The 6,151-nt window shown below is 56.6% G+C and carries 6 protein-coding genes; all 6 read right to left on the reverse strand.

Going from position 1 to position 6,151, the window contains the following annotated elements; translation table 11 throughout:
- Positions 1-454 (reverse strand): IS6 family transposase (locus tag BBW68_RS03685; RefSeq protein WP_083264709.1); only part of this gene is annotated, 454 nt, incomplete at its 3' end.
- 11 nt (positions 455-465) lie between these two features.
- Positions 466-876, reverse strand: a complete 411-nt coding sequence (tnpA, locus tag BBW68_RS03690) for an IS66-like element accessory protein TnpA (protein ID WP_276325373.1) — start codon at positions 874-876, stop codon at positions 466-468.
- A gap of 262 nt (positions 877-1,138) precedes the next feature.
- Positions 1,139-4,342 carry a DEAD/DEAH box helicase gene (locus BBW68_RS19075; protein ID WP_070134046.1) on the reverse strand — a complete coding sequence of 1,068 codons (3,204 nt, stop codon included), beginning with the start codon at positions 4,340-4,342 and terminating at the stop codon, positions 1,139-1,141.
- A 41-nt stretch (positions 4,343-4,383) separates the two neighbouring features.
- The gene (locus tag BBW68_RS03700; protein ID WP_070134047.1) at positions 4,384-5,151 is read right to left on the reverse strand and encodes a hypothetical protein; all 768 of its coding nucleotides are present in this window, start codon (positions 5,149-5,151) and stop codon (positions 4,384-4,386) included.
- A gap of 94 nt (positions 5,152-5,245) precedes the next feature.
- Complete coding sequence (locus BBW68_RS19495) at positions 5,246-5,662, reverse strand: phosphoribulokinase (protein WP_245675199.1); 417 nt, start codon at positions 5,660-5,662, stop codon at positions 5,246-5,248.
- Between the two features lie 252 nt (positions 5,663-5,914).
- On the reverse strand, positions 5,915-6,151 hold a 237-nt coding region (locus BBW68_RS03710; protein ID WP_148127528.1), incomplete at its 5' end, for an integrase core domain-containing protein.

Below are 6,151 nucleotides of genomic sequence, written 5' to 3' on the forward strand. Positions count from 1 at the left end.
GTAGCGACAATGCCAGCGCCCGCCCATACGTCGGGGCTTTATCTGTGTTGATCAACCGTGGAATTTGCAGGCGCTTCGTATTATTCAGAAGTTTACCCATAAAGCGATAGGCGGCTTTGGTGTGACGACGTGAAGACAGGTAAAAGTCAATGGTGCAGCCCCTGCTGTCGACGGCGCGGTACAGATAAGCCCAGCGTCCGTTGACCTTCACGTAGGTTTCATCGAGATGCCATGAGCCAAAACCGGAAGGTTGACGCCAGTACCAGCGCCGCCGCTTTTCCATCTCAGGTGCATAACGCTGAACCCATCGATAAATCGTGGTGTGATCGACATTTACCCCTCGCTCAGCCAGCATCTCCTGCAGCTCACGATAACTGATGCCATATTTGCAGTACCAGCGGACGGCCCACAGGATAATATGACGCTCAAAATGTCGACCTTTAAATGGGTTCATGTGCTGCTCCTTCAACTAAACAGTGGCATCAGTTTACCATCGCCAGATCTTTGCAACAGTGCCCGGATGAGCATGTGAAGCAGCTCTGGCGTCAGCTTTCCACTGATACGAAGTGTCCCGGCGGGAAGAACCAGCTCACAGCAGGGCGCGTCGTCGCTCAGAACGGAGGGAGGATGCGTCGGTTCGGGGCCGGATTCAGCGGCGAGCGTCACGGGCAGCATGAGTGGAGCGTCTGTCCGTGCAGCCAGCAGCTCCTGCTGATAACGACGGCGCCAGTTGAAGAGCAGATTGTCATTAATGTTATTTTCACGGGCAAGCTGTGCCACGCTGACGCTGGGCTGCATCGACTGTGCCACCAGTGCGATTTTGAAGTCGCATGATGATCGGCCCGACGCACAATAAATACCCCTTTTCCGAACCACATTGCGTGAGAATGGAAACCCATCTCAAATCACTTTATCTGAGAATCAAATCACATTAACTGATTCTGAATTACATTACCGATCCGCCAGCGCACCCTTGCTGAGAATAAGCAAACCATCAGAAAAACGGCCGGTTTTCTGGTGCCTTAAATATCAATTCCATCTTCTCTTTCCGCAAGAAAACCCACTGAGGGAAGTCGTTAGCGGCTACTGACCCTGCAGCACAGACAGCAGCGCCTGTGTGTCAAGCCGGCCCACGGCATCACTCCCTTCCAGCAAATTCTCTGCCATCTGTCGTTTCCGGCTGTGCAGGGCAACCATCTGCTCCTCTATAAGTCCCTTCCATCACCAGACGGTACACCGTCACCGGATGTGTCTGTCCCATACGGTGAGCCCGGTCACTGGCTTGGTCCTCAACAGCTGGATTCCACCACGGGTCGAGGTGAATGACGTAATCCGCCGCCGTCAGATTAAGTCCGGTGCCTCCGGCCTTCAGGCTTATCAGAAACAGGTCGCCCTCTCCGGCCTGAAAGACGGACACCCGCTTCTGACGCTCCGCAGGTGAGGTGGCCCCGTCCAGATACTGGTAGGCAATACCCTGCCCGTCCAGTGCCGTCCGCAGCAGCGTCAGGTGGTCAACAAACTGACTGAAGACCAGCGTCTTGTGGTGATTTTTCCGCAGCTCGCTGATAATTGCCAGACAGGCGGACAGCTTGCTGCTTTCCGGCGCAACATCGTCCAGCACCAGTGACGGATTGCAGCAGAACCGCCGCAGGCGGGTGATTTCCGTCAGCACCTGCAACGGGCTGATATCATCGCCATTGCTCAGACGCTCAACTGCCTGTTGCCGCAGGGCTTCATACCAGTGACGCTCCCCGTTACTCATCGGTATCTGGTGCAGCACGTCCGTGCGGGGTGGCAGTTCATCAAGTACCTGCGCCTTGGTTCTGCGCAGCATGAAGGGTTTTATCAGCTGCTTCAGCGTCATGGCAGCCAGCCTGTCATCCTGCTCTGCCGGGCTGACAAATCGCTGGTTAAATGATTTCAGGCTACCCAGCAGTCCGGGATTAAGGAAACGGAACAGACTCCACAGCTCACTCAGATGGTTTTCAACCGGCGTGCCACTCAGCGCCAGCCGGAAATCTGCTTTCAGCACGGTTACCGTCCGGGCGCGCTGCGTCTGTGCGTTCTTGATGACCTGTGCTTCATCTAGCACTACGCTGTGCCACCGCTGGTCGGTAAACGTCTGCGCATCCTGCAGCAACAGCCCATAGCTGACCACCACCACATCAAAGGCACCGGTGGCCGGAAGGCTGCGACAGCACCGGTAATCATGCATCTTGAGCGCGGGGGCAAACCGTTTGCTTTCGTTCAGCCAGTTATGGGTGACAGAGGTCGGGGCTACCACCAGTTGCGGGCCGCCTAGGGCTCGTTCGAGCAGCAGGGCCAGCGCCTGCAGGGTTTTTCCCAGCCCCATATCATCCGCCAGACAGGCACCCACACCCCAGCGTGCCAGCCGCGACAGCCAGCAGAACCCTTCCTGCTGGTAGTCACGCAGCTCTGCCTGCAGCGTGGACGGTATTTTCGGGTGATGATTTTCCCTTGCCTCCAGCTCATGCAGCTGACGGTGCCAGTCGTGGTCTCCCGTAAGATGACCCGCCTCACCGGCAAGAGCCTTCATAAATGGCAGGGTCAGCGCATTCAGGGTCAGGTCCTCTCCGTCGTTTCCGGCGAGCAGAGCTATCTGCTGCAGACGCTGGCGCAGCTGGTTATCCAGCGCGAGCCAGTCCTGCTCTCCCAGACGAATGAAACGTCCCCGGCTTTCCTGCAGAAGCGTCAGCAACTGACGCAGCTCCAACACCCGCCCGTCATCCAGCGTCAGTGCACCGCTCAGGGCAAACCACTCTCCCTGTCGCCGGATATTCAGCGTCAGGGACTGCATGTCCCTGCGCCCGCCGAGACGCAGACGCTCACCTTCCGGCCACACACACTCGAGTAGCTGGTTGTCTGTGCTACGCAGCTGTGTTAGCGCTTCCAGTGCATCCTGCGTTCTGGTGAACTGCCATTCGGTATTGTCCTGCTCCGTCTCCGCCAGCAGCGGGCAGGCATGAAGCACCTGGTGCATTTTTCGGCGCTCATTTTCTAGCTCCCGCCGGGTCTGTACCGCCTGACCCTCCCGTTCACCTTTAATCACTTCACTGCCCCGTCCCGGCGGAAACCAGGCATCGTTTTCTAGGGGGCGAACTAGCAGTTGCAGACGCAGTCCTTCCCCGAGCGACAGCAGGTGGGCATAAATTTTGACATCCGGCGGCACGTGCGGGATATGGGCCGCCAACTCAGGCAGGTCAGTCTGAACCGGAAGCAGTGGCGCGATGGCGGAGACCGACTGCAGAACTTTCTCCCTTGCCGTGACCGGAATACGCAGGCCCTTATCCACAATGGCTGCTATGCGCCGGTGCTCATCACTGACCGGGTATACTACCAGACAGGTTGGCGTTTCCTTTCGGGTGACCAGGTACTGGTCGTTATGGATGGCTGGGGACAGCTTCAGCGTCAGATGGTCGTCTTCTTCGGTAAGATTCAGGGTGACCTGTCCGGATTCAATATCAATGCGGATGTCCGGCGCATCATGCCAGAATACCGCCGGGTATCCGGCCAGCAGGGGCAGCGCGGATTCTGTATCCAGCTGATATCTGCCATTATCGTAAAAATACCCTGAAGTGTAATGAATATGCTGTGCAACCTGCCGGTCCTGAGCCACTAACCAGGGCAGAGTATCGGCTGATTCATAAAGACGTTTCAGGGCAACAGCCCGCCCCTTACTCCAACCCTGTTTGTTATGCTTTTGCTCCAGAGGGGTCAGCTCTGCACCGTAGCGTTCCAGCTTCAGTAACCAGGCCAGCCGGGAGGTGCTGTCGCTGTTTTTCGGCGTCAGCTGACTCAGCGCCTCCAGCGCATATTCCCAGGCAGCCTTACGCTGCCAGAGTCCACTCAGGGGAGAACGGTCGGCTACCGGCCCCGGAGGCGGGGCGCTGAACTGCAGGTGCAGCAGCGTGCGGATTTCATATGCCGGTAGTCTGTATCCCCGGCTTTCCAGCTGACCGGCAAAAATCTCCAGACGCTTTCTGAGCTGATTCGGGTCAGGGGCGTCCTCCCGCCAGTACAGCACCAGCGCCTGCAGAACGCCGGACATACCAACCAGCTGCCCGGCGATGTTCGCCGGGGGTGAGGGTGAGGGAGATGTTCCGCCTCGCTCCAGGAGCAGACCCTGCAGCAAGGACCATCCAATACCAAAGCCCTTATCAATAGCATGGAGTGTCAGTTCACGTAACGTGAGGGTATGTTCAGGCTCATCGCGGGTTAACAGCATAAGGGCGGCCATCACTGACTGCAGCGGTGGCAGATGCAGTTTACGTTTGCGCGTCATTTTCCGGTACTGACTGAGCATCTGTCGGTATGCTTCCATCACGCCCTCCCGGTTCCCGCGGTACAGGGCTGTCCAGCCCGTCACCGTAGGAGACAGGGCACCGGTTTTTTCAACTTATCCAGCAGCGCGCGCTCGTCGCGCCATAACGCCTGCTGGGCCAGCGGGTCACACAATGCATCAGGAATAACGGGCAGCACGGAGACATAATCGCGGGCAAACAGCCAGATGTTCGTGCAGTCGCTGAGCTGGTAGCAGGCATCGCTTAACGCAGTGGCCAGCAGCAAGGTCTGCATGTTCTTATCCAGCCGGATGAAGATGTCCCGGCCCGCATCGTCCGCAAACAGGCTGACCGCCGGATGGGTGGAAAAGCCATAATCAAACCCAGCCATCCACTCCGTCAGACGCTGCGGTAGGCTGACCGTATCCCCTGTCAGAATGGCGGTCCACAGCCGGGTGCGGTATGGGTGCAGCCCCCCCCTCAGGTGAAAGTCCATGGTATTTTTTAGCACCCTGTCCCGGGCGTCCGGCTGCGTCAGCAGCCAGAGAAATACAGAATTTTCACAGTTTGTAATGAGCCGCCAGCGGGTATCGGTTTTCTGCAGCCAGCCCTGCTGCTGCAGAAATGCCAGCGCATCGTCCATCTCAGCGGAATTCATGTGCCGGTGGCTGGCGGGACTGATACCCAGAATGTGAAGATTATCCTGCAGAGCCGTTTTTGACATTTCGCCCATCAGCGCCAGCTGGCAAAGAATAGTAGAAAAATGAGGCGGAAGCTGAGCAACCGCAGTCACGTGTGACGCTCTGATACCGTCAACTGAAGATGCTTCGCCGTTAATGTTAATGTTCATATCCCTGCCTGTGAGAGTGATATTCCATGGTAACTCTGCCCGGATCCCGGATAAGGACAATATGATGCCCGACGTGGGAAAACGTCAGAACTGTTCATAATGACAACCCGGCCGCCCGCATTTCTTTGACTAGTTCATTCGCGCGCTGAGAGTTCAGAGTGCCCCGCATCAGCCGTCTGATTTCCGGAAGACGGGCATCAAATTGCGCGCACAGCGAGCGGATATCATAGCCATGTCGGGTCAGCTGAGGTTCGAGGTCATCTATCCGGCGGAACATCACTGTTTCCACCGTCGTGGCATCAACCGGCTTTACACCCATTTCAAACCCGGTCTCAAAAGTACGCACCAAGTGACGTCCAATCTGAAGAGGGATCTTCAGGCGAGTGGCAAGCAGGTCTAGGGCATCCTCTGTGATCACATCGGCGACGTTTGTTCCCTCCGGGAGCACGCCCTGCATCACCCAGTCGATATAGTCCCGCGGGCGATCCCTCAGCCCTCCAAATTCAAACACCGTTGTTTGGTCACCCACTTCCTCCATGTAGGGACGGCGTAAATCATTTTTAGTTTGGGGTGTGGATTTGACCCTATAAATCCAGACACCAGATCACTCTTAAGTTAACGACTCGCGCCGTCGACGATACTCACGTGGTGAGCAGTATCCCAGTGCACTGTGGGGATGCTGATCATTATGGCACTGTTGCAAAGATATTGATGAGTTAGCCTTTCGTGTTATTGAAAGGTCTTATCTTTCAAAGACTAGTGGTCAACTAATACTGGCCACAGCATTAGACTGTAAGTAGTACAGCCGCTCAGATTCGTTGGGCGTCAGACTGCCGTTATACCAGTGGGGCCTGATAGCGCTGTAATATCCCGTTATATAGCGGATTATCGCGCCCTGGGCTTCGCTGAAGCTGTTATAGCCCTTCGTCGGCACCCATTCGGTCTTCAGGCTCCAGAAGAACCGCTCCATAGGGGCGTTATCCCAGCAGTGTCCCCGTCG

Origin of the sequence: Candidatus Erwinia dacicola, assembly GCF_001756855.1 — a bacterium.
GTDB lineage: Bacteria > Pseudomonadota > Gammaproteobacteria > Enterobacterales > Enterobacteriaceae > Erwinia > Erwinia dacicola.